The organism is Planktosalinus sp., from assembly GCF_059864935.1.
Genome location: NZ_JCBCCK010000294.1, coordinates 1 through 1,913 on the forward strand (window position 1 = coordinate 1; position 1,913 = coordinate 1,913).

Below are 1,913 nucleotides of genomic sequence, written 5' to 3' on the forward strand. Positions count from 1 at the left end.
TCCATTTGCTGCAATCGGTTTCAATAGTCAGGTTTTCTGGTCTTTTAAAAGCTTCTTTGGAAACCCCTAAGTCTTCATCTTCATAGCATTTTTTCATAAATAGACCCCAAATGGGCAGTGCCATTGTAGCACCTTGACCGTATGTTAAAGTGGGAAATCGTGCAGAACGGTCTTCTGCACCCACCCAAACCCCGGTAACCAGATTGGGCACCATTCCCATAAACCAGCCGTCACTTTGGTTTTGAGTGGTGCCGGTTTTTCCTGCAATAGGGTTTGTAAAACCGTATGGGTAACCGGTCATCACTTTGTTATAAAAATCATTGGTCCAGGTTCTGCGTAAACGGCCTCCGGAGCCCCCCTGGGTAACACCTTCCATCAAACTAGTGGTGACATAAGCACTTTCAGCACTTATAACATCACGTGTTTCCGGCACATGCTGAAAAAGGACGGTGCCATTTTTATCTTCAATTCTGAAAACCATAACAGGTTCAACATAAATTCCTTCATTGGCAAAAACACTGTATGCAGCAACCATTTCAAAAACACTAATATCAGTTGTTCCCAGTGCAATTGCAGGAGCTGCTAACATATCTGATGTATCAATTCCTAGTTTTTTAACTAGGTCTATTACAGGTTGCGGGCCAGTTTTATCAATCAAATTTGCTGAAATTACGTTGTGAGATTCAGCTAATGCAAGTTTTAAATTGACCATTCCACCATACTTGTCTCCAGCATTCTTTGGAGTCCATGGTTGAAGCAGCCCATATTTACCTTCTTCTATGGTATAAGGAGTGTTTGGCAAAGTATCACAAGGCGACATATGCAACTGGTCAATAGCCGTGGCATAAACAAAAGGCTTGAAAGTTGACCCCACTTGTCTTTTGCCCTGCTTGACCATGTCATATTTAAAATGCTTATAATTGATTCCGCCTACCCAGGCTTTAACCTCTCCGGTTTGTGGATTCATTGACATCATAGAGCCTTGTAAAAATGACTTATAATACCTTATGGAGTCTATGGGCTTCATTATAGTATCAATATCACCATTCCATGAAAAAATTCTCATTTCAGTTTCTTTATGGAAGGAGGCTTTAATCTCTTCATCACTTAAACCTTGCGTTTTTAAAATTTTCCATCGGTTGCTGCGCTTCATCGCTGTGTTTAAAATGCTTTCCGTTTCCTGCTTTGTAATGCCTCTAAATGGGGCTGTTTTATTATTTTTATTCTGATTTTCAAACTCTTTTTGAAGGTTTTTGACATGAGCTTTTAATGCTTCCTCGGCAAATTGCTGCATTTTTGAATCTATAGTGGTATAGATTCTCAATCCGTCGCGATAGATATTGTAAAGTGTGCCGTCTACTTTAGGGTTTTCGTTGATCCATTTTTGGATATCGGCACGAACGTACTCTCTAAAATAAGTAGCCAATCCTTCATCGTGACCTTCCGGATTGTAATTCAGTTTTAATGGAAGTTGTTGCAAGGAGTCTTTTACTTTCTGCGAAAGAAAATTGTTTTTTTCCATTTGTCGTAAGACCACGTTTCTCCGGGTTTGCACCATTTCTTCTCTTCTCAACGGATTGAAAAGTGAAGAATTTTTGAGCATCCCGACAAGCATAGCTCCTTCTTCTGTGGTTAAATCTATGGGTTCTTTACCAAAGTAAATCCTGGAAGCAGAACGAATTCCAACTGCTTGATTCAGGAAGTCATATTTATTGAGGTACATCGTGATGATTTCCTCTTTTGTATATTGTCGCTCGAGACGTGTGGCAATGACCCATTCTTTTATTTTTTGGATCACCCTTGATAATGAATTTCTAGAACTTACTCCTGTAAAAAGCTGTTTTGCAAGCTGTTGGGTAATTGTGCTGGCTCCACCTCGTTTCCCTAAAAAAATTGTAGCTCTGAGTGTTCCT

Annotated in this window: 1 protein-coding gene; it reads right to left on the reverse strand. The window is 39.8% G+C overall.

Features of this window, described 5'->3' with window-relative positions:
* On the reverse strand, nt 1-1,913 hold a 1,913-nt coding region (locus tag AC6F75_RS09725), incomplete at both ends, for a transglycosylase domain-containing protein (RefSeq protein ID WP_500714824.1).